Origin of the sequence: Frankia sp. R82, from assembly GCF_023716925.1 — a bacterium.
GTDB lineage: Bacteria > Actinomycetota > Actinomycetes > Frankiales > Frankiaceae > Frankia.
Window position 1 is genome coordinate 12,020 of the sequence record NZ_JAMQQG010000037.1, and the last position, 26,816, is coordinate 38,835.

General features: G+C 71.8%; 21 protein-coding genes and 2 riboswitches. Of the genes, 5 read left to right on the forward strand and 16 right to left on the reverse strand.

The window, feature by feature from the left end; translation table 11 throughout:
• Positions 1 to 88: 88 nt before the first annotated feature.
• The 8 genes from purB to ND747_RS09740 form a co-directional block, all read right to left on the reverse strand.
• Positions 89 to 1,396 (reverse strand): adenylosuccinate lyase, encoded by a 1,308-nt coding sequence (purB, locus tag ND747_RS09705; protein ID WP_251733164.1) that lies wholly within the window; start codon positions 1,394 to 1,396, stop codon positions 89 to 91.
• Entirely contained in the window at positions 1,393 to 1,944 is a 552-nt protein-coding gene (gene purE / locus ND747_RS09710) for a 5-(carboxyamino)imidazole ribonucleotide mutase (protein ID WP_251733165.1), read from the reverse strand. Before purE ends, purB begins: the two co-directional genes overlap by 4 nt.
• 126 nt (positions 1,945 to 2,070) lie before the next feature.
• Positions 2,071 to 3,357, reverse strand: coding sequence for a phosphoribosylamine--glycine ligase (gene purD / locus ND747_RS09715; protein ID WP_251733166.1), 1,287 nt, complete (start codon positions 3,355 to 3,357; stop codon positions 2,071 to 2,073).
• Between the two features lie 700 nt (positions 3,358 to 4,057).
• A complete protein-coding gene (locus ND747_RS09720; RefSeq protein ID WP_251733167.1) occupies positions 4,058 to 5,089 on the reverse strand; it encodes a hypothetical protein in 1,032 nt (343 codons plus the stop codon).
• A 178-nt stretch (positions 5,090 to 5,267) separates the two neighbouring features.
• Positions 5,268 to 6,551, reverse strand: a complete 1,284-nt coding sequence (locus ND747_RS09725; RefSeq protein ID WP_251733168.1) for an adenylosuccinate synthase — start codon at positions 6,549 to 6,551, stop codon at positions 5,268 to 5,270.
• A 92-nt stretch (positions 6,552 to 6,643) separates the two neighbouring features.
• On the reverse strand, positions 6,644 to 7,105 hold the full coding sequence (locus tag ND747_RS09730; protein ID WP_251733169.1) for a DUF3151 domain-containing protein: 462 nt from the start codon (positions 7,103 to 7,105) through the stop codon (positions 6,644 to 6,646).
• A gap of 42 nt (positions 7,106 to 7,147) precedes the next feature.
• Entirely contained in the window at positions 7,148 to 7,876 is a 729-nt protein-coding gene (locus ND747_RS09735; RefSeq protein ID WP_251733170.1) for a transglycosylase family protein, read from the reverse strand.
• 2 nt (positions 7,877 to 7,878) lie between these two features.
• A riboswitch (cyclic di-AMP (ydaO/yuaA leader) is annotated at positions 7,879 to 8,024 on the reverse strand.
• Between the two features lie 487 nt (positions 8,025 to 8,511).
• The gene (locus ND747_RS09740; protein WP_251733171.1) at positions 8,512 to 9,180 is read right to left on the reverse strand and encodes a transglycosylase family protein; all 669 of its coding nucleotides are present in this window, start codon (positions 9,178 to 9,180) and stop codon (positions 8,512 to 8,514) included.
• Between the two features lie 7 nt (positions 9,181 to 9,187).
• Positions 9,188 to 9,422: riboswitch (cyclic di-AMP (ydaO/yuaA leader) on the reverse strand.
• A 545-nt stretch (positions 9,423 to 9,967) separates the two neighbouring features.
• Between ND747_RS09740 and ND747_RS09745 the strand changes: the two genes are divergently transcribed.
• Complete coding sequence (locus ND747_RS09745) at positions 9,968 to 10,126, forward strand: hypothetical protein (RefSeq protein WP_251733172.1); 159 nt, start codon at positions 9,968 to 9,970, stop codon at positions 10,124 to 10,126.
• A 409-nt stretch (positions 10,127 to 10,535) separates the two neighbouring features.
• On the opposite strand, the gene fbaA is transcribed toward ND747_RS09745, so the two are convergent.
• Complete coding sequence (gene fbaA, locus ND747_RS09750; RefSeq protein ID WP_251733173.1) at positions 10,536 to 11,573, reverse strand: class II fructose-bisphosphate aldolase; 1,038 nt, start codon at positions 11,571 to 11,573, stop codon at positions 10,536 to 10,538.
• 340 nt (positions 11,574 to 11,913) lie between these two features.
• Between fbaA and ND747_RS09755 the strand changes: the two genes are divergently transcribed.
• The 4 genes from ND747_RS09755 to ND747_RS09770 all read left to right on the forward strand — a co-directional run bounded on the left by ND747_RS09755 (position 11,914) and on the right by ND747_RS09770 (position 16,558).
• Positions 11,914 to 12,573 carry a DedA family protein gene (locus ND747_RS09755; protein ID WP_251733174.1) on the forward strand — a complete coding sequence of 220 codons (660 nt, stop codon included), beginning with the start codon at positions 11,914 to 11,916 and terminating at the stop codon, positions 12,571 to 12,573.
• Positions 12,574 to 13,259: 686 nt separating this feature from the next.
• Entirely contained in the window at positions 13,260 to 14,465 is a 1,206-nt protein-coding gene (locus tag ND747_RS09760) for an NAD-dependent epimerase/dehydratase family protein (protein WP_251733175.1), read from the forward strand.
• Positions 14,458 to 15,027, forward strand: coding sequence for a GNAT family N-acetyltransferase (locus tag ND747_RS09765; protein ID WP_251733176.1), 570 nt, complete (start codon positions 14,458 to 14,460; stop codon positions 15,025 to 15,027). Before ND747_RS09760 ends, ND747_RS09765 begins: the two co-directional genes overlap by 8 nt.
• 451 nt (positions 15,028 to 15,478) lie before the next feature.
• Positions 15,479 to 16,558: a nucleotidyltransferase gene (locus tag ND747_RS09770; RefSeq protein ID WP_251733177.1), complete on the forward strand. Its 1,080-nt coding sequence runs from the start codon at positions 15,479 to 15,481 to the stop codon at positions 16,556 to 16,558.
• 10 nt (positions 16,559 to 16,568) lie between these two features.
• On the opposite strand, the gene ND747_RS09775 is transcribed toward ND747_RS09770, so the two are convergent.
• The 7 genes from ND747_RS09775 to dnaJ all read right to left on the reverse strand — a co-directional run bounded on the left by ND747_RS09775 (position 16,569) and on the right by dnaJ (position 26,564).
• A complete protein-coding gene (locus ND747_RS09775) occupies positions 16,569 to 17,873 on the reverse strand; it encodes a PH domain-containing protein (protein ID WP_251733178.1) in 1,305 nt (434 codons plus the stop codon).
• Positions 17,874 to 17,992: 119 nt separating this feature from the next.
• Complete coding sequence (locus tag ND747_RS09780; RefSeq protein ID WP_251733179.1) at positions 17,993 to 18,478, reverse strand: PH domain-containing protein; 486 nt, start codon at positions 18,476 to 18,478, stop codon at positions 17,993 to 17,995.
• 25 nt (positions 18,479 to 18,503) lie between these two features.
• Positions 18,504 to 20,717: an MMPL family transporter gene (locus ND747_RS09785; protein ID WP_251733184.1), complete on the reverse strand. Its 2,214-nt coding sequence runs from the start codon at positions 20,715 to 20,717 to the stop codon at positions 18,504 to 18,506.
• Positions 20,718 to 20,799: 82 nt separating this feature from the next.
• A complete protein-coding gene (locus tag ND747_RS09790) occupies positions 20,800 to 21,720 on the reverse strand; it encodes a pseudouridine-5'-phosphate glycosidase (protein WP_251733180.1) in 921 nt (306 codons plus the stop codon).
• Positions 21,721 to 21,800: 80 nt separating this feature from the next.
• A complete protein-coding gene (gene clpB / locus ND747_RS09795) occupies positions 21,801 to 24,428 on the reverse strand; it encodes an ATP-dependent chaperone ClpB (RefSeq protein ID WP_251733181.1) in 2,628 nt (875 codons plus the stop codon).
• A gap of 304 nt (positions 24,429 to 24,732) precedes the next feature.
• On the reverse strand, positions 24,733 to 25,353 hold the full coding sequence (locus ND747_RS09800; RefSeq protein ID WP_285900271.1) for a heat shock protein transcriptional repressor HspR: 621 nt from the start codon (positions 25,351 to 25,353) through the stop codon (positions 24,733 to 24,735).
• The gene (gene dnaJ, locus ND747_RS09805) at positions 25,350 to 26,564 is read right to left on the reverse strand and encodes a molecular chaperone DnaJ (RefSeq protein ID WP_251733182.1); all 1,215 of its coding nucleotides are present in this window, start codon (positions 26,562 to 26,564) and stop codon (positions 25,350 to 25,352) included. Before dnaJ ends, ND747_RS09800 begins: the two co-directional genes overlap by 4 nt.
• Positions 26,565 to 26,816: the final 252 nt, after the last annotated feature.

Sequence of the window (26,816 nt, forward strand, 5' to 3'; positions counted from 1 at the left end):
GAGCGTCCGACCGAGGAAGATACGGATCCCTCAGACGTGGCGCGGCCCGTCCGGCCTGAACCGGCTGATCACGGTGCGGCTTCCCCGGTCAGGTGAGCGCGGCGAGGGCGTCGAAGACGGGGGTGAGGCGTTCGGTGTAGCGCTCGGGGCGGCTGACCTCGTCCAGGCGGGGCTCGTCCAGGGGGAGGTTGCGTTCGGCGGCCTGTTTGCGCAGGGTGTCGCGGAACGGGACGCCGGTCTGCCAGGTCTCCATGGCCGCGGCCTGGGTGATGGCGTAGGCGTCCTCGCGGGACAGGCCCGTCTCGACCAGTTCGAGCAGCACCGCCGAGGTGTAGACCAGGCCGCCGGTGGCGTCCAGGTTCGCCCGCATCCGGGCGGTGTCGACGACCAGGCCGCGGACCAGGCGGGTGGTCAGGTGCAGCAGGTAGTCGACGCCGGCGGACGCGTCCGGCAGCGCCACCCGCTCGGTGGACGAGTGGGAGATGTCCCGCTCGTGCCACAGTGGCACACCCTCGAGCACCGGGACGTACTGGGCGCGGACGATCCGGGCAAGGCCGGCGATGCGCTCCGACATGATCGGGTTCTTCTTGTGCGGCATCGCCGAGGAACCCTTCTGCCCGGAGCCGAACGGCTCGGACAGTTCCCGGACCTCGGTGCGCTGGCCGTGGCGGACCTCCAGCGCGATCGCCTCACACACGGTGGCAAGCCCCGCGAGCGCGGCCACCCAGTTGGCGATGCCGTCGCGCAGCACCACCTGGGTCGCGACCGGGGTGGGGCGCAGGCCGAGCTTCTCGGCGACGTAGCTCTCGACGTCCGGCTCGATGTTGGAGTACGTCCCCACCGCACCGGAGATCTTTGCGAGGCCTACCTCCGTGCGGGCGGTGCGCAGCCGGTCGCGGCAGCGGGCCAGGCCGAACGCGAGGTCGGCGACCCGGTGGCCGAACACGGTCGGTTCGCCGTGGATGCCGTGGGTGCGTCCGACCCGCAGCGTGTCCCGGTGTGCAAGGCCAAGATCACGCAGGGCGGCGACCAGGACGTCCGCCTTCGCCAGCAGGAGGTCGGTGGCCTCGACGAGCTGCAGGGCGAGCGCGGTGTCGAGCAGGTCCGACGACGTCATCCCGAAGTGGACGTAGGCGGCGGCCGAGCGTGGCTCGGTGTTGTCCGCCCAGGCGGACAGGAAGGCGATCACATCGTGCTGGGTGACGGCTTCGATCTCGGCGACCGCCTCGGGCGTCGGCGCGGGGGCCGCCCGGACCGGCTCGACCGAGTCGGCGGGGATCCGGCCGGCGGCGGCGTGCGCCTCGCTGACCAGCACCTCCACCTGACACCACAGCTCGTACTTGTGCGCCTCCGACCAGACCCGGCCCATCTCGGGCAGGGTGTAGCGGCCGATCACTGACCGGCGCCGACGGCGGTGCTGGCGCCGGCATCCGCGGTGGCGGCGAGCGCGGCCAGGCCCTCGGCGGCGTTGCGCTCGAAGTCGTCCTTGAACTCGGCGAGCTTCAGGCTCAGGTCCGGGTCGTTCAGCGCCAGGATCTGGGTGGCCAGGATCGCCGCGTTCGTCGAGTTGTTCAGCCCCACGGTCGCGACCGGCACGCCCGGCGGCATCTGCGCGATCGCCAGCAGCGAGTCCATCCCGTCCAGCGCTCCGCCGGAGATCGGCACGCCGATGACCGGCAGCGTCGTGATCGACGCGACCGCGCCGGGCAGCGCGGCGGCCAGCCCCGCCCCGGCGATCACCACCGAGATCCCGCGGCTGCGCAGCTGGCCCACGTAGTCGGCCAGGGTGCGCGGCGCCCGGTGCGCCGAGATCGACACCTCTTCGTAGACCACGCCGAACCGCTCCAGGGTGGCCCCGGCCTTGCTCATCGTCTGGGCGTCCGACGGCGACCCGAAGACGATGGCCACCCGTGCCTGCCCCGGCGCGCTGCTGCTCTGCGACACGCTCTGCTCCTTATCCCTGTCGTTCCCGGTCGCCGTACGTTCGCTCGCCGGCGATCATCTTCGCCGGCGATCATCCTCGCCGGCGGGACGCGGTGCCCGCCCGTCATCCGTCGGGCTGCCCGCCCGTCATCCGTCGGAGGCGCCGCCCGGACGGCGTCCACCGTCGGTGGAGTGGCGCATCCGGGACGGATCCCCGATGTCGGTGCGGTAGTGGGCGCCGGCCAGCGAGATCCGGCTGACCGCCTCGTAGGCAGATCCTCGCGCGGATTCCAGGTTCGAGCCGATCGCCGTGACGGACAGCACGCGCCCCCCCGCCGACACCACCTGACCGTGCTCGTCCCGCCGAGTGCCGGCATGCAGGACGTCCACACCGGTGAGGGCACCGGCCGCGGCCAGGCCCCGGATCGGATCACCCAACTGCGGTGACTGCGGGTAACCCTTGGCGGCGACGACGACGGTGATCGCGGCGCCCGAACGGAACCGCGGCGTCGCCCGTCCGGTCAGCACGTCGGTCAGCGGGGTCGCGAGCAGCGCGAGGACCGCCTGCGTCTCGGGGTCGCCGAACCGGACGTTGAACTCCACCACCCGCAGCCCTCTTGTGGTCAGCGCCAGCCCCGCATACAGCAGCCCGCTGAACGGGGTGCCGCGCCGGGCCATCTCGTCGACTGTCGGCCGGATCACCGTCTGGACGATCTCGGTGGACAGCCCGTGCGACGCCCACGGCAACGGTGTGTACGCACCCATCCCGCCGGTGTTGGGCCCCGTGTCCCTGTCCCCGACCCGCTTGTGATCCTGGGCGGGGAGCAACGGCAGGATCGCCCCCGACTCGGTGACGATCGCGAACAGCGACACCTCCGGCCCGTCCAGGTACTCCTCGAGGACGACCCGGTCGTCCGGCCCGCGCAGACTCGCCCGGACGGCGGCGACGGCCGCGTCGCGATCCTCGGTGACGGTGACGCCCTTACCCGCGGCCAGACCGTCGTACTTGACGACGTACGGCGGGCCGAACGCATCCAGATCCGCGAGCGCGGGCTCGACCTCGGTGTGGTCGCGGGCGGCGGCGGTCGGCACCCCGGCGGCGCGCATCACCTGCTTCGCGAACGCCTTGCTGCCCTCCAGCCGCGCCGCTGCCGCACTCGGCCCGAACACGGTCAGCCCCCGGGCCCGCACCTCGTCCGCCGCCCCGGCGACCAACGGCACCTCCGGCCCGATCACCGTCAGGTCCGCACCCACCTGCTCGGCGAGCGCGGCGAGCGCGTCCGGATCGGCGACGTCCAGCGACCGCGGCTCGGCAAGCTCCGTCGTACCGGCGTTACCCGGTGCGCAGACCAGCGCATCCACCCGTGGATCACGCGCCAGCGCCCGGCACAACGCGTGCTCGCGTCCACCCGAACCGACGACCAGAACCTTCATACGCTCCCCTCGTCGACGGCGGACCGCCGGCACCGGCCCACGGGCGCCACCCCGGCCCGCCGGCTTCCGGCACTGCGGTCTCCGGCACTGCGGTCTCCGGCACTGCGGTCTCCGGCACTGCGGTCTCCGGCACTGCGGTCTCCGGCACCCGAACACCGACATGCGAGCCAGCCGGGTCGAGTCACCCTGCCACCCTAGCGTGGCAGCTGATCATCCTGGCCGCCGTGCGAACTTGCTCGCTTCCAGCCCCGAATCCCGTCCCGTCTGCCTCGTCCGCCGTCTGCCTCGTCTGCCCCGTCCGCCTTGTCTGCCTCGTTCATGCCGTCTGCCTCGTGGGGGGGTCTGATCGCATCCTGCCGAGGGCAGTTCGGGGCCATGCCGGGGGTAGTTCAGGGATCCGGGGCCTGAATCCGGAACAACCTTCGGCATCCCGAGGCCATGGTCGTCAGCTTGGCGTTGTGGCTGGGTTCGGGCCACTCCGAGGCCTGATCGCAGCGCGTCAAGGCCGGTTCGAGCCGGCGCCGGGACCGGATCAGACTGCGCCCATGGGTGGTGGGGGCATCCCCGGGATCATGGTCGCTGACTTGGTGTTGTGGCTCGGTTCGCGTGGTCCGGAGTCGTTGTGATCACCGTCCGGACCTCGTCCGATCGTGGACGGGCCGGCGAGGTTGGTGGTTGGGGCGGTCCGACGCCGAAGGCGTTACAGGCCGACCCCGGAACGCCACAGCAGGTGGGACATGCCGTGCACCAGTTGGAGTGCGCAACGTCGGGCGTCGACCTCGGCCATGCCGGCGACGATGGCGGCGGCGTCCACGGGCCAGACCCGGACCTCCCGTCCCAGCACCGTCAGCGGGGCCGGATCGTCGCGGCCTTCGAAGGTGCGACCGTCCGGCTCGACGAACAGGTGCAGGGAACGGCCCGCGGCAGGGAACGACTCGCATCGCCAGTAGAGCAGCGGCCAGGCCTGCAGCCGCTCCCGCCGACGCGGACGGCGCCGGCGCCGCGGATCGTCGGGGCGGTGCAGTTCGTCGGGGCGGCGCAGTTCGTCGAAGCGGTGCGGGTCCTCGAAACGGCGGGGATCGTCGGGGCGGTGCAGATCGTCGAGGCGGTGCGGGTCCTCGAGGTGGTGCAGGGGATCGAGGTGGCGGGGGCTGTCCAGGCGGTGCGGGTCGTCGGGGTGGCGTACGGAGTCGATGTCGTGCCGGGGGTCCAGTCGGCGCCGGGGATCGAGGCCGGCCCCCGCAACGGCAGCGATGTCGGCATCAGCTCCCGCGCCGGCACCGAAGTCGACGCCGGCGCCGAGGCCGGCACCGAGTGTGGCATCGGAACGGGCGCGGGCGTGGTGCCGGGCGGCCCGGCGGCGCGGTCGGGTGCCGTAGGCACGGACGGTTACGGGGGGGACGAGGTGTTCGGCGGCGCAGAAGTCCAGAAAGTCGCGGATCTGGGCGTCGACGTGGTGTGCGACGGCCGCCGCGCGTTCGAGGCGCTGGGCCTCCGCCCGCTTCGAGCTGCGGATGGCGTGGCTGCCGCGGAGCAGGACGTCGGTCAGGGTCTCCGGCAACGCCTCGCCGGTGGGGGAGAAGCCGACCGGCCAGGCATCGGAGTCGGCCGGGTCCGCGGGGTGCAGATAGCGGCGCCGCACCGCGGGGGCGAGCGCCGTGGACGGCACCGGAGGCGCCTGGCCGGGCACGGAGCGATCATCGCCGGACGACCGCGATCCGATTGTGGTCACCGTCCCCACCCCACCTCGCCATCGCCCTCCGTGACTACTCCAGCGTCATCGGTAACTCTGCGTTATGCAAGTGCGGAGCGTGGACGGGGTGACCTGTCGGGTGACCTGTCGGGTGACCTGTCGGGTGAGGTGACGGCGTCGAGTCGAGTCGGGGTGGGGACGGGGTGGGCGTTCGGTGTCAGACCAGGTTGTTGATGACGAGGGTCTGGTCGCGGCCGGGGCCGACGCCGATGGCGGACACGGGGGCGCCAGAGAAGTCCTCGAGGGCGCGGATGTAGTCCTTGGCGGCAGCGGGGAGGTCGGCGTAGCTGCGTACGGCGGACAGGTCCTCGTGCCAGCCGGGCAGTTCGGTGTAGATCGGCCTGGCGTGGTGGAAGTCCGTCTGGGTCATCGGCATCTCGTCGACGCGGGTGCCGCCGATGTCGTAGCCGACGCAGATCGGCACCCGGTCGAACCCGGAGAGCACGTCCAGCTTGGTGAGGAACAGGTCGGTCAGGCCGTTGACCCGGACCGCATAGCGGGCGATCACCGCGTCGAACCAGCCGGTGCGCCGGGCGCGGCCGGTGGTCACGCCGAACTCGCCGCCGATGCGGCGCAGCTCCTCGCCGACCTTGTCGTCGAGCTCGGTGGGGAACGGGCCGGAGCCCACCCGGGTGGTGTAGGCCTTGATGATGCCGATCACCCGGTTGATCTTCGTCGGGCCGATGCCGGCGCCGGTGGCGGCGTAGCCGGCGGTCGGGTTGGACGAGGTGACGAACGGGTAGGTGCCGTGGTCGACGTCCAGCAGGGTGCCCTGCGAGCCTTCCAACAGGACGACCTTGCCGGCCCGCAGGGCGGTGTCCAGGATGAGGCCGGTGTCGGCGATGTGCGGGCCGAGGCGTTCGGCATAGCCGGCGTACTCGTCGCACACCTCGTCGAGTTCGATCTTCCGCCGGTTGTAGACCTTGGCGAGGACCTGGTTCTTCTCCCGGAGCACGAGCTCGAGCTTCTTGCGGAAGATGCCGGGGTCGAGCAGGTCCTGCACACGGATGCCGGTGCGGGCGACCTTGTCGCCGTAGGTCGGACCGATGCCGCGACCGGTGGTGCCGATGCGGGCCTTGCCGAGGTAGCGCTCGATCACCCGGTCCAGCGCCCGGTGGTGCGGCATGATCAGGTGCGCGTTGGCGCTGATCAGCAGGCGGGAGACGTCGATCCCGCGGGCGGCCAGACCGTCCATCTCGGTGAGCAGGACACCGGGGTCGATGACAACCCCGTTGCCGATCACCGGGATGCAGTCGGCACGCAGGATGCCGCTGGGGATCAGGTGCAGCGCGTAGCTGTCCTCCCCGATGACCACCGTGTGGCCGGCGTTGTTGCCGCCCTGGTAGCGGACGACGTAGTCGACGGCGCCGCCCAGCAGGTCGGTCGCCTTTCCTTTTCCCTCGTCGCCCCACTGGGCGCCGATGAGGACGAGAGCGGGCACTCGGGGGAGATTACTAGGGATGACCGCCGCGCGTGGCCGAAGGGTCAGGCCGGACGGCCTGCGGACACCACATACCGCCCGCCGGACGAGGATCAGGCGAGGCCGAGTGCGGCCGGGGCCGCGGGGTCGCTGTCGGCGAGAAAGGTGCGGCAGCGGTCGGCCTCCGCGGTCTCGCCGATGGCGGCGGCGGCCTGGCCGAGGGCGGCCAGGGCGCGCAGGAAGCCACGGTTGGGCTCGTGTGACCAGGGGATCGGACCGGTACCCCGCCAGCCGGCGCGGCGCAACGCGTCCAGCCCGCGGTGGTAGCCGGTGCGGGCGTACGCGTAGGCCTCGACCGGTCGGCCGGCGGCGAGCGCCCGTTCGGCGAGTGCTGCCCACGGTGCGCTCAGGGCCGGCGTGGCCGCCGCGACCGCGGTGGGATCCTCGCCGGCCGACAGCGGCCCGGTGGCCGCGGCATCCGAGGGCAGCAGGGCGGGCGGCGGGCCGGACAGCAGGTTGCGGCCGGCCGGGCCGGCCGCGGGGCTGGCGTGGCCCGGATCCGACGACGTCGTCATGACCTCATCCTGCCGTACCCGGCGACGCGCTGCCGCACCGGGTCACGAACGGACGGTGACGTTCCACAGGTTCTGGCCGACCGCGCCGGTCTGGCCGTCGCTGGTGCGGGTGAGATAGCCGTACAGGGCGGCGATGCCCTGCGACTGCGGGCCGAACTTGCCGTCGACGGTGAGCATGAAGCCCTTGTTGCGCATCGCGGCCTGCCAGACGAACGCGTCGGGACGGACGTCCCCGCTGTAGCTGGCGTTCAGGACGGTGCCGCTGAACGAGCCGTCGCCCATCTCCTGGCGGGCCCGGTCGAGGGTCATCGGCTGCTCGGCCGGGGTGATGGCCTGCTCGATGACGTCACCTGAGCCGGAGTTCACGCTGGCCGGGCCGTTGTTGACCAACCCCATCTTGCGGGAGCAGGACGGCCACGGCTGCCAGCCGCGGGAGTTGTAGAGCTTGGCGGCGGCCTCGTCCTGGGTGGCCGGAGCCGCCTGGTACGGGCGGCCGGAGTAGCCCAGTCCGTGCCAGGTCTGATCATCGAACTGGTAGGCGCCGGTGAAGCCGTTGCCCGTGTTGATCGCGTAGTTGCCGCCGGACTCGCACTGGCGGAGCTTGGCGAAGTCGTCGGGGGTGGCCGCGCCGGCCGAGGTGGCGCCGACGGCGGTGACTGCGAGGCCGCTGCCCATCAGAGCGGTGACCGCGCCGGTCGTGCGCAGGATGCGGGTCGCAGCCGAGGGGGCCTGCGTAGCCCGGTGCTTACCTCCACGCCGTGCTGACGGCATGTCAGTCCAATCCCGTGTCGCCTGCGGGGTGAGCTGTCGGGTTCGGACTGGGATGGCCCGGCCGGCGTGAGCCGACTTAACCCCAAGGACGTCCGGAGACGCCCGGTGGTGGTTCCCCCACTCCTGCCCATGTCGGTGCGCTCGACCAGCCGCCTGGATGGTGGGCAGGACTCGGCGTCCGTCCCGGCGGCATCGCCTGATGGCGAGTGAGCGGCACTCTAGCGATACCGGTTCATGCCGCGCAAACCGGGGTGGTTCTCGACAACCAGTGCGGACGCGCAGATGGCGTGGCCCGATCGGGCCGCCTGATCGGGGAGCGCCGGTGTACCCGACCGGTTGGCCGGGTACCAGCACGGTGCTCGGGGGTGCCCCGGTGGGGGTGGTGCGCCCGACCGGCCCGTTTCCCTCCCGCGGGCCGGAGATCATCCGGACTGTGCGGGGGACCGGTCGGGTCGCGGTGTCGCGATGCTCGGCCTGTCTGGCCGGGGGTGGGACGTCCGGCTCCGCCCGGGGCTTGTGTCCCCGTGCCCCGGGCGGGTTGGACCAGGCGTGGATGGTGCCGGATGGCGGCGTCGCAACCGGTCCAAGGACGCGTTGCGGGTGGCGTGCGGCTCAGCGGGAGTGGGGCGCGCGGCTCAGCCGAAGGTGGCGTGCCACGTCGCCGGGCCGACGACGCCGTCGACGGCGAGCCCCTGGGCGGACTGCAGCGCGCGGGCGGCGACCGCGCAGCGCGGGCCGAAGTGGCCGTCCGCGACGAGCGGGTAGCCGATCTGGCTCATTCGCGCCTGCCAGGCGCGCACGTCGGCGCGGTCCTGCCCGGCCAACGCGGTGGACAGTGCACGGGTGTACGACGGGGTCGGGAGGGCGGTCAGGGCGACCCTCAGCGCGGTGCGGGACGCCTGCGCCGCGGCGCCGGATGATGATCCACCGGCGAGCTGGGTGGCGCCCATGCCGCGACCGCAGACCGGCCACTGGCCGAAGCCGGAGCGCTGGGCCAGGCGCAGCGCGGCCTCGTCCTGGACTGCGGGTGAGGCCTGGTGGGGCAGGCCGGAATAGCCAAGGCTGTGCCAGGTGCTGGCTGAGAACTGGTAGGCGCCGGAATAGCCGTTGCCCGTGTTGATCGTGTAGTCACCGCCGGACTCGCACTGCCGCAGACCTTCCCAGGTGCTCGCTGCCTGCGCCGGCTGGGTGGCGACAAGTGAGCCGCCGACCGCTGCCGCGAGAACTGGAGCAACCATGAGAACCCGCGCCCGTATACGGGTGCCGGCGCTCCATTGTCGACCACTGGTACGCGCGTCGGACATGTATGTGTAGTCCTTCCCCACGCCTACGAGGTGAGCTGTCGGATTCGGGCTGGGAACTGCCCGGCCAGGCCAGGGACTTCCTGGGTCGTGTACACAAACCGAATCTCCGGTCGGTCTGGGTCACTCATGGCTTCACCCCGAGAGCATCGAAACCTTTCGATGCTCGGAGATGGTTCCCCCGATCCTGCCGCCTGGTGGAGGAGAAATCGTCGGCCGGGGGCAGGATTCGGCGTGCCGTCCGACGAATGCCGCACGTTGTCGTTCGGCACGGCGATGACCATAACCACGCCGTCCGGCGAGTCGCCAAGCATTGAATAGGGTGCGTGAGTAACAGCACACTCGGCGTGGCTGCTTGAGGTTCGGGTGTGGTGACTGGTAACGCGCGTGCGCGCCCGCTCATCAACCTGGCGACATCCTCGGATGGCCGTTTTGTACGCGCCTGATCACGGTGTTTGCCGATGGGGCAAGGCGGGCGGAGCGTAATGGTTTATGCCGAACGCGTCACCTGATCGGTGACGCTCCATGCTGGTCGTCCGTATCCGACTGACGGCTTTGCGTGCAGATTGCGGCCTGATGGCCATCGAAGTGGCATTACGCCGCTGGTGACCGTCGGGCGCCCGCCTGTGAGATACGCAATGATCTGCGACGCGTTGGTTACATGGCTGTAACTTGAATGCGTAACGTGATTTTGATGTGTCTCTGTGTGACAGCTTGCGCCGGGCTGCGGACTCTGACGGGCGGGATGTCCGGTCCGTGTCGGCTGGCGGGGTCCCGACCGGGCGGGTCCATGACCTGCGGTTCGATGCTGCGCATCGCCGAGGTCGGGCCGGGCGGGCAGTGGGGCGGACGCACCACGCAGGACGAGCCGGTCGCTGTCCGGACAGATCTGCGGTCAGCGGAGACAACGGTGCCCACCGGCGGACTGGCCGCCTACGGGCGACAGTGACACCGACCGGGAGAAGAGGAGGCCCACCCGGAGAAGAGGTGGGCTACCCGGAGAAGAGGCGGTCTACCCGGAGAAGAGGCGGTCTACCCGGAGAAGCGGTGCGGGACCGGGAGAACTGGTGCGCTACCCGGAGAACTGGTGCGCTACCCGGAGAACTGGTGCGCTACCCGGAGAACTGGTGCGCTACCCGGAGAACTGGTGGGTCACCCGGAGAAGAGGTGGGTCCGGTGAGGGAGGGGTACCTGGTCTGCGGGAAGTGGACGTGGCCGCTGGCGCGGTCCGGTCCAGGGAGCGGCTGTCGGCGGCGGGACAGGCCAGCCGCAATGCAGTGGTCCCCCAGCCGCAGGCGGCAACTGGGGGACCGGCGGTTCCGTGCGGGCTGGGCCCGCGAAGGTGGCAGCGGCTCGGGTTATGCCTTCCCGAGCGAACGGCCCGCGGAACGCAGGTCGTCACAGGCCTGGGCGACCCGGGCTGCCATACCCGCCTCGGCGAGCTTTCCGTAGGTTCGCGGGTCGTACGCCTTCTTGACGCCGACCTCGCCGTCCACTTTGAGGACACCGGCGTAGTTCTTGAACGCGTGGTCCACGATGGGGCGGGTAAACGCGTACTGGGTGTCGGTGTCCACGTTCATCTTGACGACGCCGTAGTCCAGCGTTTCCCGGATCTCGCTCAGGTCCGATCCGCTTCCGCCGTGGAAGACCAGTTCGAACGGCTTGGAACCGGTTGGAAGGCCCAGCTTCTGTGCAACGTGGTCCTGGCCGTCCCGAAGAATCGTCGGGCGCAGTTTGACGTTTCCGGGCTTGTAGACGCCGTGCACGTTGCCGAAGGTCGCAGCCAGCAGGTAACGGCCCTTGTCGCCTGAGCCGAGAACCTCGGCGGTCCGCCACATGTCGCCGGGGGTGGTGTAGAGCTTTTCGTCGATCGCGCCGACGACGCCGTCCTCCTCGCCACCGACGACCCCGATCTCGACCTCGAGAACGATCCGGGCAGCGGCTGCGTCGGCGAGCAGCTCCTCGGCGATCTTGAGGTTCTCCTCGAGCTCGACCGCCGAACCGTCCCACATGTGCGACTGGAACAGCGGGTCGCGCCCGGCCGCCACCCGCTCCCGGGAGATCGCGATCAGCGGCCGGATGTAGGTGTCGAGCTTGTCCGCCGGGCAGTGGTCGGTGTGCAGTGCGATGTTGACCGGGTAGGCCTTCGCGACGTGGTGGGCGAACTCGGCCAGTGCCTCGGCGCCGAGCACCATGTTCTTCACCGTGGAACCGGACAGGTACTCGGCTCCGCCGGTGGACACCTGCACGATTCCGTCACTGCCCGCCTCGGCGAAGCCTCGCAGGGCGGCGTTCAGGGTCTGGGACGAGGACACGTTGATCGCCGGGTAGGCGAAGGCCTCGGACTTCGCGCGGTCGAGCATCTCGCCGTAGATCTCTGGCGTGGCGATGGGCATCGGTGGGGCTCCTTGTCGAAGCTGTCGGGGCGCCGATCAGCCATAAACGGCGGCATGGGCCGGCCCGATCGGGCGCAAGCGCACCCGCACGACTGTTGGTGGGCGAAGGGTATGACGGCACGCGTCGTTCAGGTGGCCGGATGCGGCGGACGTCGCCGCCCAGTTCTGCCGGCGCCGGTCGGGCTGTGTCTGGACATGGCGCGTCCGGGCGAGGTCGCGACGTTCGGATTGCCCGGGACGACCCGGGGACAGCAGGGAGACAGTGCGGGATGTGGTCCACCGTCCGTGTCGACGGCTGGCTGCGAGACCATCCACGACACCGAGCCGGCACACTGGACAGGTGGATGTCGGTCATCTGTCCGGGACGAGCCTGTACGTCGTCGTGTTCGTGATGATCTTCATCGAGAGCGGCGTGCTGATCGGTTTCTGGCTACCCGGGGACACGATTCTGTTCGCCGCCGGTCTGGTCGCCGCCGACGGCACGGCCGATGTCTCCATCTATGCCCTGTCCGGCGGGGTCGCGGTCGCCGCGAGCGCCGGTGCGGCGGCGGGCTACTACACCGGAGCCAGGCTGGGCCGGCCCTATTTGGAACGGCGACACGGGACGGCTCTGGCCCGAACGGACGAGTTCTATCGCCGGTTCGGCGCGGTGACGCTGATCGTGGCACGCTTCGTTCCCTGGGCGCGGACGTTCGCGCCCGTGCTCGCCGGCGCGGTGGGGATGCCGCGGCACCGGTTTCTGGCCGCCGCCGTCGCCGGTGCGCTGGTCTGGGGCAGTGGCCTGATTCTGGTCGGCTACCTGGCGGCGGACATTCCGGGCCTGCGGGATGCCGTCGGCTGGCTCGCCGGGGTGGTCGTGGGCGTCTCGGTGCTGGCCGGACTGGGCGGTGAGTGGCTTCGTCGACGGGCGGTCCGGCGCCGTGCCCCGCTGGTGACCGATCCGTCAGCGGCGGTGCCCGCGGCGGTGGTGGTCGACGCGCCGTCGGCGGAGGAACGGTAGCCGATGCCGAGACGTGGTTCGCCCCCGTTGGGCTAGGCTGTGATCGATCCGGTGACTTGGGTCGGGGGCCGACCAGGCGAAGGATTCGATGCGACGTTCTCGTTTCCGGCGCTCGCCCGTGGGGTGCCGCCGAAGCCCGGGGGCGGGCTCGTCCGGGCCGGCGGCGCCTGCGCGCACGCCGCCCATGGCGGCTACCCTGGGTAGCGATCCTGCCGCGTCGGCGGGTTCCGGCGGCGGTCCGCATCCGCCGCTGACCCTGGTGGCGCAGGCGCACAACACTGATATGGCGAGGGCGAACCACGTCGTGCACAACAGTCGGAACGGCACCATGCCGTTTCGGCGCATCACCGCGGCCGGTATGCGCTGCGTGATCGCTGCGGAGAACATCGCCGCCGGTCAGTCGACGAGTCGCACCGGATCATCGCCGTTGGACCGGCGCCACCGGCGCACGCGTGCCCCGGCCCGGGACGGGAGCGACAGGAAGAGAGGAAGGGCCCGGCTGCTCGGGGGTGCCGTGGCCGGTCCGGGAACGCGGGGTCCGGGCACAGGCCGGACGATCCCGTAGGGTCGGAACGTCGTCGCCGATGGCATCCGGGCCGTCTCCCGGCACCGTGACGGCGTCGACCGCGACAACACGCCGTCACACGGGTGGCCCGCCGCGGGTGCCCCGGGCAGGAGGAGAGGCCGTGGTTCGGGCGGTGGTCACCGGTGCGGCCGGTTTTCTCGGTGGAGCGATCACACACGCGCTGCGTCAGTCGGGCGCCGAGGTGACCGCCTTGGACATTCGGCGGGCACCGGGTGTGACCGTGGCCGACATCACCCGGCCGGGGGAGTGGGAGCGGGCCCTGGACGGCGCCGACCTGGTCGTCCACGCGGCGGCGGTGGGCACGGGCGGGGTCGCGGAGCTCACCCCGGTCCGTGCGGGCCGGGCCGGCGGGCCGGTGCGGGTACCCGCTGGCGAGGTCCGGCGGGTGCTGCTCGCCGGAACGGCGAACCTGCTCGATGCGGCTGGGCGCTCGGGCGTCGACCGGTTTGTGCATCTTTCCTGCGTGAACGTGGTCGGCGCGGCGTCCGCGGCCAGCCCGGGTACGGCGCGTTCGGACAGGTCGGGTCCGGCGGCTTCGGGCCCGGCAGCCGGTCCCGGCACGCTGGTCGACGAGTCGGCGCCGGTCGGACTCACCGGGGACGTCCGGGCGGACGCGCTGGCCGCGGCGGAGCAGACCGTCGCCTCGGCGGCCGCGCACGGGCTCGGAGCGAGTGTCGTCCGCGTCGGGGACGCCTACGGTGCCCGGGCGGGGCGCTGGACGCTGTGGCCGGTCCTCCTGCTGCGGGCGGGGCGGTTCGTGCTGGTCAGCGGCGGGCGCGGCATCCTCAGCCCGGTGCACGTCGACGACGTCGTCGGGGCGGTGGCGGCGGTGGCGGCGGCCCCGCGGGACACCGTCGCCGGCGAGGTGCTGCAGGTCACCGGTGGTGAGTCGGTGTCGGCCGCGGACTTCTTCGGGTATTACGTCGACATGCTGGGCCTGCCGGCGCCGCGATCGGTGCCCGTGGGGGTCGTCGGGGCGCTCGACGGCTGGGAACGGCTACGCGCGCTCGCCGAAGACCGACGTGTCGGGTCCGGGTCCGGGTCCACGGCGGCGGGCGGCGGGCGATCGCTGGTGCGCGGGGTGGGAGCCCGGCTCGGGGCGGGGGTCGATCCGCGGGCGCGGGTGGACATCGGGCCGCTCGGGGTGCGGGAGCTGACCCGCGAGCGCGGCTTCTCGACCGCGCGGATCCGCGAGCTGATCGGCTGGGCGCCGAGCGTGCCGCTGGCCGACGGGATGTCCCGCACGCAGGACTGGTTGCAGGAGCGGGGGCTGCTCGGCGTGCGGGAGCCGTCCCGTCGTGGGTGAAGGGCCGACGCTCACCACGTCCCGGTTACTAGCTCTGCCCCTGACCGTGTGGAACGCGGGTTATGTCGCCGAGGAGCTGGCGCCTACGCTGGCCTTCACCTCGGTCGTTGCCCGTTCGGGTGGATTCGGAGCAACACCTTCGGGTCCTGACGGGGGCATTGTCGGCACCGATCCCTACGCCGAGCGGCCCGACCCGCAGGACCCGTCCGGGTCGCTGCGCCGTGAACTGCGCCGCCGGGCCGGGGCCGGGCGGTCCGTGCTGACCTGGGTGCTACGACGGCGCTCGGAGTCGGCGGCGGTTGGCCTGCTGGTGGCCGACACACAGGGCCAACGGGCGGTGGTCGGGGTTTCGATCGCGTTCGGCTGCCGCCGGGAGGGCTACGCCACCGAGGCGGTGCGCGCGGCTGCCGGCTGGCTGGAGTACCGCGGCGCCCTCGTCGAGACGCGGATCCGTCGTGGTGACGCCGTGGGCAAGCGCCTGGGTCAGGCGACCTCGTTCGTGCCGACCCCCGTGCTGGTGGCCGGTTGGTGGCGGGTCTGGCTGCGCCCGCCGGCCGACTGAACCCGTCGTCCAGAATCGTCCAGAATCGTCCAGAATCGTCCCGGATCGCACCGTGGATGCCACCGGTGGACTACCGCACGGCTCGCGCCGTCCAGCCCATTGGGGCCATCTGGGGATGCCCGGCGGGTCATCCGAAAACCCCTGGCCAGGGGACCCACGCGGGTCGCGGAGCATTGTGTGTTTGTTGCTGTGAAGGTGGCTTCCTGGCCGGAAGCTGGCCGCAGCCTTCTCGTAGCTTTCTCGTCACTGGACGAGTAACGGACACGCCGCGCCGACAGCCCCCTGTTCAGACCGTGACGCCCTGGGGCACCATGTAAAGCGATGTCGCGACCAAGGCCGACGGGCCGAGGGTAGGGCGGGGCGACCGGGGCGGGCCGTGGGAGGTCCGTCGCGCGTCCGGGGAGGGGAGCCCGAACGTTTCGGCGCCACCTGCGCCTGGGAGGTCAGCAGCATGAGCGTGGACACCCCTCGGGGTACACCGGCCGAACCCCGGCCCGGCGAGGTCACCTATGACCATCTGGTCATTCCGTCGCACTGGCGGCGGCCGCACGCATCCACGCCCGGCGAGCCCAATGCGTTGTTCCCGGCCGAGGACGGCGCTCCCGGGCAGCCCCAGCCTGGCGCGGTGCCGCTTGGTCCGCCGTCGGGGGCGATGACCGGGCCGCTGCTGGTCGGGACGACCGCGCGGGCGTTCGCCAAGCTCGACGACATGATCCGGCTCAGCGCCGAGGAGAAGGCGGTGATCGCCGCCCGCCGCGACGAGGCCGAGCGGGCACTGCGGGCGATCTTCCCGCCGCGCTGCGCCCTGCCGCTGGTCGGTGTGGCCACGATCGGGTCCGCCGGTCGTGACACGATGATCCGACCGTTGGACGAGGTTGACATCTTCGCGGTGTTCTCCGCGGCCAACAGCGCCTGGAAACGGTTCCGCTGGGATTCGCGCGACCTCGTCCTGTGCGTGCGCAACGCGATCGGCGGTGAGCGGATCCAGACCATCGGCAGTCGCGGCCAGGCGCTGCGCATCGTCTACGACGCCCCGCCGGACGTGCATCTCGTCCCCGCGTTCGACCACCCGCGGGCCGGCTATGTCATGCCCGACCGGGTCGGCGGCTGGTTGCCCACCCGTCCCGAGCGGCACCTGGGCTGGACGGCCGATCTCGGCCCCCGGGTGATCTCGGCGGTGCGGCTGCTCAAGGCGTGGAACCGAGTGTGCGGCAGCCATCTGCGCTCGTTCCACCTGGAGGCGCTGGCCGGCCAGGTTCTCGCCGGGCGCGGGCTGAACACCCGCCAGGGCCTGGCCGAGGTCTTCCGGTACATGGACGAGGTGGGGCTGCGGGTGGCCGACCCGGCCGACGTCGGCGGGGATCTGTCCAGCTACGTCCGTCCCGAGGATCTGGACGTGCTCGGGGAGAACGTCCGCCTCGCCCGGCTCTACTCGGCCAAGGCTCTGGCCGCCGAGCAGGCCGGCGACCACGGGGAGGCCGTTGCCCTGTGGGGCTCGGTGTTCGGCCCGGAGTTCCCCACCTTCGGCTGAGCACCGCCGGTCAGTGGTCGGGGTGGCCGGGCTGGTCGGGGTGTCGGCCGAGCCGGGAGCGCTCGGCCTGCGCGAAGACCAGGCGGGTAGCCTCCTGCCGGTCGCGTGGGCCGCTGCGGATCCGGACCGGCCCGTGCGTGGTGTCCAGGTGGACGTCGGCCAGGCGCAGCAGCCGGGCCAGCGGGTTCGCGACCAGCCGGATGCTCTGCACCTTGCCGTGCGCGATGATGTCGGTCTGTCGGTGTAGCAGACCGTGTCGGGCGACGAAGATCCGCTCGTCGGCGCCGCAGGCGAGCACCCACCAGTGCGCCGGCGCGAGCAGCAGGGCCCGGCGCGGCGGGCGGGTCAGCGCGACGGCAGCGACGTCCACCCCGGGCAGCAGTGCGCCGACCAGTGCCATCGCCTCGTCATGGCGGGCCACCGGCAGCAGAACGGACGGCCCGCTGCCCGCCACGTTCATCCGGACGTTCACCCAGCCGAACGGCCGCCACAGCAGCGGCGCGGTGATACGCAGCGCCTGCACCCGTCCCGGTGGGACGGTCGCATGGGCCCGTTCGATCAGGCCGCTGTCCAGACGCAGCCCGTCCGCCGATTCCGACACCGTGTACGGATAGCCGATGGCGAACACGCGGACCGTGCGGTGCCATAGCCAGCCGAGCAGCGGAATCGCCCCGAGCACGCCGGCGCGGGTCCCGGTCAGCAGGGACGGCACGGCGATCGCCGCAACGCCGAACACCGCCACCCAGGGCGCCGGGGACAGCGCGATCGCCGCGGCCAGCCGGGTCGGCGGCACCTCGGCCAGCGTCGCCGAGGTCTGCGGCGCCGCCGGGTGCACCGTGATGGCCAACAGCTGCGTGCGCAGCCGCTGGGCCTGGCCCAGCGAGAGGTAACGCAGGTCGGAGGTGGCGTTTCCACTCTCGGAGTCGGACCGGTCCCGGCGTTCGTGGCCCGCGAAGTCCAGCCGCACGACGGCGAGCCCGGCCAGCCGGGCCAGTAGCGGCTGGACGAGGTCGACGGACTGCAACCGGTCGAGGCGGACGTAGCGGGTTCGGCGCACCAGCAGGCCGGTGTCCAGCCGCAGGCCGTCGCGATCGAGCCGGTAGCGGGTGAACCGCCAGACGCAGTATCCGTAGGCGCCGGCCGCCGGTACCAGGAAGATCAGCGTGAGTCCGATCGCCCGGGCGGTCACCTCCTCGGCGAACGTGCGCCCGACGGTTGCGGCGAAGGCGGCGACGATCACCCAGCCGCGCAGGAACGGCGTCAGGGGATGAAGTCGGCGATACCCATCGTCACCTGAGCCGGCCGAGTCCACCACGTCCGGTCCCGTCGGTTGACCTGAGGTGGCCGGCGCACACGCCACGGCGGGCTCTGCCACGGCGGGCTCTGCCACGGCGGGCTCTGCCACGGCCGGGTCGGCGGTCTCCCGAAAGGCGGTCACAGGCCCGCCGATCTGGCCTCGCCGCGGGCGGTCAGGGCGTCGCGTAGCCGGGCGGCCTCGGCGGGTCGCAGCCCCGGGATGACGGCGTCACTGGTGGCGGCGGCGGTGTGCAGCTGGACCCGGGCAATGCCGAACCGCCGGGCGAGCGGCCCGGCGCTGACATCGACCAGTTGCATCCGACCGTAGGGGACGACGACCAGGCGTTGGACGAGAACACCCCGGCTGATCAGTAGATCGTCCTCCCGCTCCGCGTAGCGCCAGGCGTGCCAGACCCGCCCGATCGACTGCCACGCCATCCCGCCCACGACGGGCGGGATGGCGGTCAGCAGCAGCCACGGCCAGTCGTCCAACATCACCGTGATCACAGCGGTGAGCACGGTGGCCGGCACGGTCACCGCGAGCAGCACGGTCCGCCGCAGGCGCCGTAGTTGCGGGGGCAGGACCTGCCAGGGCGCCGGGTCCGGGATCTGGGCGTCGGCCATGGGGCAACGATAGGTCGCGCGCTGATCACGTCCGCCTGGATTGGTGCCAGCGGGGCAGACGCACTGTTCTGGGACGAGCCGTGCCGTCCGGACGGGCGAGCCGCCCCGGCCACCAGATGCGCCGGCCGATGTCCAGACTCAGCGCCGGAACCAGTACCGAGCGGACGACCAGCGTGTCGAGCAGTACACCGAAGGCGACCACGAAGCCGATCTCGGCGAGCTGGACCAGCGGAAAGATGATCAATGCCGAGAACGTCGCGGCGAGCACGATACCCGCAGAGGTGATCACCCCGCCGGTGACGGCGAGTGCGTGCAGCACCCCGGGCCGGGCCCCGATCCGCTGCGACTCCTCGCGGACCCGGGTCATCAGGAAGATGTTGTAGTCGACGCCGAGCGCCACCAGGAAGATGAACGCGAACAGCGGCAGCGACGGATCGGCGGCGGGGAACCCGAACAGCCAGCGGTAGGCGACGGCGCTGGTGCCGAGCGCGGCCAGAAACGACAGCACGACCGTCACCATCAGCAGCAACGGCGCGACGATCGCCCGCAGCAGGAAGATCAGCACCGCGAACACGACCAGGAGCACCAGCGGGATGACCACGGTGCGGTCGCGGACGGCGGCCCGGCGCACGTCGAGGTTCACCGCCGTGTTCCCGCCGACCATCGCCTGCGCGTGCGGGATCCGGTGCACCCGCTGGCGCAGGTCATCCACCGTGGCGAAGGAGGCGGCGCTGTCCGGGTGGTCCCGCAGGATCACGATGAACTGCACCTGGGCGCCGGCCCGCCCGTTCTCGGCCCGTCCGCTCTCGGCCAGGCCGGCCACCCCGGGCACCTGCCGAATCGTCCGTTCGACCGCCGTCGCCGCCGACGCGTTCGCGATCACAAAGGCCGGCGCCGCGACTCCCGGCGGGAAGTCGGCGGCCACCAGATCGACGCCACGGACCGACTCCACGCCGCGGCGGAACCCCTGATCGCCCCGCAGCGAGGTGTCCATCGCCAGCAGTCCAAGGGTGAGCACGCCGAGCAGCAGCGACGTGGTCACCCAGACCGTGCGTGGCCGGCGGTCGATCGTCGTGCCGATCCGGACCCAGCGTCCCGGCTCCTCGGCGAGGTCGAACTCGGTGAGATCCTCATGGCCGGGGACGGTCGGGGCGGCGAGCGCCGCAGCATGCGCCGACCGGGCGGCGGCGCCGTGGCGCGCCGCCTCGGTGACCGGCGGATGTTCGCCGAAGCGGGGGATGCGTGGCCAGAACAGCCGCCGTCCGCACAGCACCATCGCCGCCGGCAACAGAGTGGTCATCGTGACCAGGGCGGTGGAGATCCCGATCGCGCCGACCGGGCCGAGGCCGCGGTCGGAGGCGAGCACGCCGACCAGCAGGCACAGCATGCCGATGACGACGGTGCCGGCGGACGCGACGATCGCGGGGCCGGCGCGCCGCAGCGCCTGGCGCATCGCCTGCCGCGGATCGCGGTGACGGGTCAGCTCCTCCCGGTAGCGGGCGATCAGCAGCAGGGCGTAGTCCGTGCCCGCGCCGAACACGAGAACCCGCAGGATGCCGGAACTCTGCCCGTTCACGGTGAGGGCGGTGTTGCGGGCGAGCAGATCGATGATGCCGGCGGCGGCCTGGTCCGCGATGCCCACCGACGCCAGCGGTACCAGCCACAGCAGCGGACTGCGGTACACCACCAGCAGGATCACCGCGACGATCCCGGCGGTGACCAGCAGCAGCCGCGACTCGATGGTGCTGAACAGGTGGTAGGTGTCGGCGACCAGGCCGGCCGGGCCGGTCACGGCGACTTCGGTGCCCGGTGGCGCCAGCGCCGCGGCGAGCCGGCGCATCTGTTGCACCTCGTCGGTGAAGCGCACCACATTGTCCGACTGTGCCAGCGGCACGGTGAGCACCAGTGTCCGGCCGTTTGGCGAGAGCACCGGGCCGAGGACCTGCCCGGCGGCGTAAGGCGCAAGTTTTCTGCCGATCGCGGTGGCCGCAGTCCGGTCGCCGGCGGTGAGCCCGCCGGGTCTGGTCATCACGACGACGGTGGGAACGGCGTCACCGCTCGGGAAGCGACGCTGTGCGGCAAGCAGCCGAGTGGACTCGGCCTGCGCCGGCAGGAACGCGGCGGCGTCGTTCTTCTCCGCCTGCGGCAGATGGGACGCCAGCGGGCTGAGCACCGCCGCGACGACGATCCAGAACGCGATGACGAACCAGGCCGACCGACGGCCGAGGATCCACGACATGTCGACCGCCCCTCCCTGTCCGCTCACCCACCGTCACGGCGCTGGGCAAAATCGTCGCAGGTCCGAGGCTCGGGCGCTGGTCTCAGGTCGTCGCGGCCCAGGCGCGGGCGACCTCCGCGGCGACGGCGACGTTGTTGCGCACCGCGTTGATGTTGACCTCGAGGCTGGCCCCGCCGGTCTCGCGATGGAACGTCTCGAGCAGGAACGGAGTGACCGACTTCCCGCGGATGCCGCGTTCGGACGCCCAGGTCAGGGCATCGGCCAGCACCCGGTCGTGCAGCCCGGGGTCGAGCGCGAGCTCCACGGGCAACGGGGTGGCGACGACGATCGCGCTGCGCAGCCCCAGATCGTCGGCCGCGGTCATGGCGGCGGCGACCTGGGTGGGCTCGCTGACCCGCCAGTCCAGGTCATAGGAGGTGTGCGGCAGGTAGAACCCGGGGAATGTTGACGTTCGGTAGCCGACGACGGTGACGCCGAGGGTCTCGAGCCGTTCGAGGGTTGCGCCGACGTCAAGAATCGACTTCACGCCGGCACACACCACCGTGATCGGGGTGCTGGCGAGCGTTACCAGATCCGCAGACTCGTCGTAGCTGTCGCCGGCACCGCGGTGCACGCCGCCGAGCCCGCCGGTGGCGAACACTCGCACGCCGACCCGGGCGGCGAGCAGCGACGTCGCCGCGACGGTTGTCGCCCCGGTCCGCCCGGTGGCGCAGGCGACCGGCAGGTCCCGGACGGACAGCTTGACCACATGCGGGTCATCGGCGATCCGCAGCAGGTCCGCGTCGTCCAGCCCGACCCGGGGAACGCCGTCGACGACCGCGACGGTCGCCGGAGTCACCCCCTGGTCGCGCAGGTTGCCCTCGAGATCGAGGGCAACCTGCCGGTTGCGCGGCCGTGGCAGCCCGTGCGCGATCAGGGTCGACTCCAGAGCCACCACCGGTGCCCCGGCGGCCAGGGCCTGGCGCACGGCCGCCGACACGACGATGTTCGATCTGCCCGCCATGCGCCGACCCTATTCGACTCACTGATTGATCTGAGGCGGCCCTTTTGGCGCTCCAGTGCTGCCATTCCCTATCGCATGTCCTACAGGGTCTTGCCGGTGGTGGCCGTGGCCGCCGACCTGGCGGCGACGGTGAGCCCGACGCTGCCGGAGGCGGCGTCGACCAGGACCTCCTCGCCGTCCCGGACCTCGCCGGCGAGCAGTTCGCGGGCGAGCTGGTCGCCAATCGCGGTCTGCACCAGGCGGCGCAGCGGCCGGGCGCCGAACACCGGGTCGTACCCGACGTCCGACAGCCACGCCTTGGCTGCATCGGTGACGGTGAGACTGATCCGGCGATCCCGCAACCGCGCGCGCAGCCGGTCAAGCTGCAGGTCGACGATGTGGGTGAGGTCCTCCCGGCCGAGCTGCTCGAACACGAGGACGTCGTCGAGCCGGTTGAGGAACTCCGGCTTGAAGGCGTCCCGCACCGCGACCATCACCGAGTCCCGCCGCACCTGGGGGCTGAGCGTGGGGTCGGCGATGAACTGGGATCCCAGGTTGGACGTGAGAATGAGGATGGTGTTACGGAAGTCGACGGTGCGACCCTGCCCGTCGGTCAGCCGACCGTCGTCGAGGACCTGCAGCAGGATGTCGAACACGTCGGGGTGGGCCTTCTCCACCTCGTCGAGCAGGATCACGCTGTACGGCCGGCGCCGGATCGCCTCGGTGAGCTGGCCGCCGGACTCGAAACCGACGTAGCCGGGCGGCGCGCCGATGAGGCGGGCCACCGAATGCTTCTCGGCGTATTCGCTCATGTCGATGCGCACGACCGCCCGCTCGTCGTCGAACAGGAAGTCGGCCAGCGCCTTGGCGAGCTCGGTCTTGCCGACGCCGGTGGGGCCGAGGAACAGGAACGACCCGGTGGGCCGGTCGGGATCGGCGATGCCGGCCCGGGCACGCCGGACCGCGTCGGAGACGGCCCGCACGGCATCGTCCTGCCCGATCACCCGGGCATGCAGCTCGGACTCCATCCGCAGCAGCTTCGCCGTCTCCCCCTCGAGCAGCCGCCCGGCCGGAATGCCCGTCCAGGCGGCGACGACCTCGGCGACGTCGTCGGGGCCGACCTCCTCGTTGAGCATCGCGCCACCGGACGAGCCCGCCGCGGCCAGCGCATCGGTGGCCTCGGTCAACCGCCGCTCCAACGTCGGGATGGTCCCGTATCGCAGCTCGCCGGCCCGGGCCAGGTCAAGATCGCGCTCTGCGAGCTCGGCGGCCCGGCGGGTGTTCTCAAGCTCCTCCTTGATCTTCTGGACCTCGGAGATCGAGTCCTTCTCCCGGTGCCACCGCGCGGTCAGGCCCGACAGCTCCTCGCGTCGGTCCGCCAGCTCTCGCTGCAGTCGTTCCCGTCTTTCCCGGGAGGCCTCGTCGTTCTCCTTCGACAGCGCCATGTCCTCGATCTCGAGGCGGCGCACCGCCCGCTCGAGCTCGTCGATCGCGACCGGCCGGCTGTCGATCTCCATCCGTAGCCGGGAGGCGGCCTCGTCCATCAGGTCGATGGCCTTGTCCGGCAGGAACCGCGCGGTGACGTAACGGTCGGACAGGGTGGCCGCGGCGACGAGGGCCGCATCGGTGATCCGTACGCCGTGGTGCACCTCGTAGCGCTCCTTGAGACCACGCAGGATGCCGATCGAGTCCTCCACCGTGGGCTCGCCGACCAGTACCGGCTGGAAGCGGCGCTCCAGTGCCGGATCCTTCTCGATCCGGGTGCGGTACTCCTCGAGAGTGGTGGCGCCGATCATGCGGAGCTCGCCGCGGGCCAGCATCGGCTTGAGCATGTTGCCGGCATCCATCGCGCCCTCGGCCGCGCCGGCACCGACGACGGTGTGCAACTCGTCGATGAAGGTGATGACCTGACCCTCGGCCTCGCGGATCTCGTTGAGAACCGCGGTCAACCGCTCCTCGAACTCACCACGCAGCTTCGAGCCGGCGACCATCGAACCGAGGTCGAGCGAGACGATCCGCCGGCCGCGCAGTGACTCGGGCACGTCACCGGCGACGACCCGCAGTGCCAGCCCCTCGACGATCGCGGTCTTGCCAACGCCGGGCTCGCCGATGAGGACCGGGTTGTTCTTGGTCCGCCGGGCCAGTACCTGGATCACTCGGCGGATCTCGGCGTCCCGGCCGATCACCGGGTCGAGTTTGCCCTGCTGGGCGCGCTCGGTGAGATCGATGGAGTACTTCTCCAGCGCCCGGTAGGAGCCTTCGGGATCACGACTGGTGACCCGCCGAGCGCCGCCACGGACCTTGTCGAACGCGGCCCCCAGCGCATCGGGGGTGGCGCCGGCCGCGGTCAGGATGCGGCCCGCCTCGCCGCCCTCCTCGGCGATGGCGACCACCAGGTGCTCGACCGAGGTGTACTCGTCGCCGAGGCGTGCGGCCTGCCGCTCCGCGCCCGTGAGCACCGCGATGAGCTGGCGGGACAGCTGCGGGGCGGAGACGCTCATACCGGTGGCGCGAGGCAACCGGGAGACGGCTGCCTCCGCGCGGGTCCTGACCGCCTCGACCGAGGCGCCGACGGACGACAGCAACGTGGCGCCCACGCCATCCGGCGCCTCAAGGAGCGCGGTGAGCAGGTGGAGTGGGTCGACGAGCGGTGACCCGTCGCCGGTGGCTCGGCTGATCGCCGCGGAGAGGGCCTCCTGCGAGCGGGCGGTGAGGCGTTCAGCGTTCATCGTTCACCATCCATCGTTCGCCATCCAGGCGGATCCCAGAGGTCACGGAAGCGGGTTCGATCTGTACAACGCTCATCATACCTGAGTCGTTCCCGCTCAACTCGGATGCGGCGCCGGAATGGCGGGACCGCTGATGGCAGAGTCGGCAACGCTGGGCTGGTGGCAGCGGACCTGGCCGAAGACGGCGAAGGGGCCGCTCCGCTCCGCCGGACGGCGGGGGGAGAAGCCCCTGGTGGGTGCAGGCCGGCCGGCTCCTTCGCCGACGGCCCGACAATCGGTACTGCGACCAGCGCGGACGCCGTGGTCAGCGCCGCGGCAGCGGTCGCCACACCACCACCGCCCCGCGGTCGATCGGGACGAGGTCGCGCCGATGGCTCGCATGTGCCTCGGCCACCCTGCGCTCCGCATCGGCACGGGCGTGCGCCAGTTCGTCGGCGAGCTGGCGGACCTGGGCCTGCAGGGCAATCACCTGGGCGCCGAGACGCAGAATCTGCCGGATGCCCTCGAGATTGACGCCTTCTTCCTGGGAAAGACGCTGTACCTCCCGCAACAGGGCGACGTCCCGGGCGGAGTAACGCCGCCCACGACCCGCGGTGCGCCCCGGTGTGACCAGGCCGAGCCGATCGTAGGAACGCAGGGTCTGCGGATGCATCCCGGCGAGCTGCGCGGCGATCGAGATCACGTAGACGGGTGCGTCCTCGTCGTGCGCGAGGCCAGGCAGCGGACCGGTGGGGAAGTAGCCTTCAGGTCGCACCTCGGTCGCCGATGTCCGGGCCGACGCCGGTGTGTTTCCCGGTGCCGATCCGGTATTCGGCGCTGACGCAGCCCCGGCGGCTGTTCCCGGCCGCACGGCTGTTCCCGGCGGGATGCGTGGCCGGGTGGACGAGCCGGGCGGGTCGGACGTGCGGTTCGGTCGTGCGGTCATTCCCCAGTCTCCATCTGGTCCATCATGGCTGCCCGGGGATCCTCGGGATGGGCCTGAGCAAACTCGAGCAGCGCGGTACGGGCGCGTGCGGACAGCGACGACGGCTTGGGCACGACCACCTCCAGGGTGACGATCAGATCGCCATGGCCGCCGCCCGCGGTCGGGACGCCTCGGCCACGGGCCCGCAGCCGACGCCCGCTGGAGGTGCCGGCGGGCACCTTCACCGTGAGCGGGGCACCGTCCAGCGTCGGAACCCGCACCGACGCGCCCAGGGCGGCCTCGGTGATGGTCACGGGTAGCGTGACCATCAGGTTGCTGCCTTCCCGGTCGAAGATCGGATGGCGTTGTACGTGCACCGTGACCTCGAGGTCACCGCCCGGGCCGCCGCGTTCGCCGGGTGTGCCGCGACCACGGACCCGCAGCCGCTGCCCGTCACTGACCCCCGGTGGAATGCGAATGCGCTGCTCGCGTTCCCGTCGGCCGGTGCCCCGGCAGTCCGGGCAGGGATGATCGATCATGGTGCCTTTGCCGAGGCAGTCACGGCACGGTTCGGACAGGGCGAAACCGCCCTGGGCGCGGGACACCACACCGAGCCCGCGGCAGGTCGCGCAGGTCCGCGGAGCGGTCCCCGGACGGGCGCCGCTGCCCTCGCAGGTGGTGCATGTCGCGGCGCCGGGGAGCCGGACCGAGGCCTCAAGACCGGTCAGCGACTTCTCGAACGAGATCGTGATCTCGGCCTCGATGTCCCCACCACGCCGGGGGCCACGCCCCGGCGACGACGAACGTTGGAACATGTCGAAGAAGCCGCCGAGGCCGCCGCCAGAGTTACCGAGAAGATCCTCGAAGTTGAGGTTCTGCCCGTTCCCGTTTCCGTAGCCGGCTCCCGGCGCGCCGAAGCCGCCGGTCGGCCCGAATCCGCCGCCGTAACCCCCACCGGGCCGGCCGCCCCCGAAGGAACCGGACCGCCCACCCGCGGCAAACAGCGCCCGGGCCTCGTCGTACTCACGGCGACGGTTTTCGTCGGAGAGCACGTCGTAGGCCTCCGACACCTCCTTGAAGCGGGCCTCCGCCTTGGCATCACCCGGGTTCTTGTCGGGGTGCAGCTCGCGGGCCAGCTTGCGATAGGCCTTTTTGATGTCGGCCGCTGAGGCGTCCTTGGGAACGCCGAGAGCGGCGTAATAGTCCTTCTCGACCATGTCGCGAACACTCACGGCGCCCCTCCTCTCCTGCTCATGTCACCCGGCCCGGTGCCCGCCTCGGTCCGATCGGTGCTCGTGCCGGCCGCGGCGGTGACTGGACCTGTCCCTGGTGGACCATCCGGCGTGGGGGGGGGGGGGGGGGGGGGGGGGGGGCCGCCCCCCCCCCCCCCCCCCCCCCCCCCCCCCCGCGGCCAGGATGCGGCTACAGCAGTGGACGGTAGCGCTCCCATTGCCAGCCGGCCGCCGTTGACCGGACGAATCCAC

What these genes read in the sequence shown, in the direction of transcription:
- ND747_RS09800 (WP_285900271.1), bottom strand. Translation starts at nt 25,353, where the DNA reads ATGACCGCACGACCGAACCGCACGTCCGACCCGCCCGGCTCGTCCACC.
- ND747_RS09735 (WP_251733170.1), bottom strand. Translation starts at nt 7,876, where the DNA reads ATGCCGTCAGCACGGCGTGGAGGTAAGCACCGGGCTACGCAGGCCCCC.
- ND747_RS09790 (WP_251733180.1), bottom strand. Translation starts at nt 21,720, where the DNA reads ATGGCGGGCAGATCGAACATCGTCGTGTCGGCGGCCGTGCGCCAGGCC.
- ND747_RS09745 (WP_251733172.1), top strand. Translation starts at nt 9,968, where the DNA reads ATGACCTGCGGTTCGATGCTGCGCATCGCCGAGGTCGGGCCGGGCGGG.
- purD (WP_251733166.1), bottom strand. Translation starts at nt 3,357, where the DNA reads ATGAAGGTTCTGGTCGTCGGTTCGGGTGGACGCGAGCACGCGTTGTGC.
- ND747_RS09730 (WP_251733169.1), bottom strand. Translation starts at nt 7,105, where the DNA reads ATGACGACGTCGTCGGATCCGGGCCACGCCAGCCCCGCGGCCGGCCCG.
- ND747_RS09780 (WP_251733179.1), bottom strand. Translation starts at nt 18,478, where the DNA reads ATGGCCGACGCCCAGATCCCGGACCCGGCGCCCTGGCAGGTCCTGCCC.
- clpB (WP_251733181.1), bottom strand. Translation starts at nt 24,428, where the DNA reads ATGAACGCTGAACGCCTCACCGCCCGCTCGCAGGAGGCCCTCTCCGCG.
- fbaA (WP_251733173.1), bottom strand. Translation starts at nt 11,573, where the DNA reads ATGCCCATCGCCACGCCAGAGATCTACGGCGAGATGCTCGACCGCGCG.
- ND747_RS09785 (WP_251733184.1), bottom strand. Translation starts at nt 20,717, where the DNA reads ATGTCGTGGATCCTCGGCCGTCGGTCGGCCTGGTTCGTCATCGCGTTC.
- ND747_RS09740 (WP_251733171.1), bottom strand. Translation starts at nt 9,180, where the DNA reads ATGTCCGACGCGCGTACCAGTGGTCGACAATGGAGCGCCGGCACCCGT.
- ND747_RS09770 (WP_251733177.1), top strand. Translation starts at nt 15,479, where the DNA reads ATGAGCGTGGACACCCCTCGGGGTACACCGGCCGAACCCCGGCCCGGC.